Below are 441 nucleotides of genomic sequence, written 5' to 3'. Positions count from 1 at the left end.
TTCGTATATCTTGTTCATGTCTCATTATCGCTTCCATCTTGTATGTCGATCACTCTCATGTGTACAGGTATAATTCTTGAGTAATATATATGTATATACATCCGTTTCTTCCAAACCAGTCCAACCGCCCTGATCTCCACTTGCCCGATCATCATATTTGCTGATCAGTCACAATGTGTCAACCCAGGCTATTGAGATCCCTGGTTACCCTCTTCGTGGGTTTGCATCACTTCAAATCGATTCCTTCTCACCCGATCACGCTCGAATTCTCTCAATAACGCTCCACAGTTCAGATCACACTCATCTATCCACTCGGGATCGTCATAACCCTTCCAACGAACCAAATATTCACGGTGGGTCCGGCCAAAACGGGTCTTCTTGCCTGATCGGGTATCCAAAACCCTTCTCCACCTCGAATTCGTTCGGGTCCAACGTTCTTTC

At 45.6% G+C, this 441-nt stretch carries 1 protein-coding gene; it reads right to left on the bottom strand.

Annotated elements, in window-relative coordinates:
- Positions 1–188: 188 nt before the first annotated feature.
- The gene (locus D7Y13_RS49265) at positions 189–398 is read right to left on the bottom strand and encodes a chromo domain-containing protein (RefSeq protein ID WP_369333609.1); all 210 of its coding nucleotides are present in this window, start codon (positions 396–398) and stop codon (positions 189–191) included.
- Positions 399–441: the final 43 nt, after the last annotated feature.

The sequence above is a fragment of the Corallococcus praedator genome (genome assembly GCF_003612125.1).
Classification (GTDB): Bacteria; Myxococcota; Myxococcia; order Myxococcales; family Myxococcaceae; genus Corallococcus; species Corallococcus praedator.
Note: the sequence above shows the minus strand (reverse complement) of the source record. Positions and strands in the feature narration are given on the sequence as shown.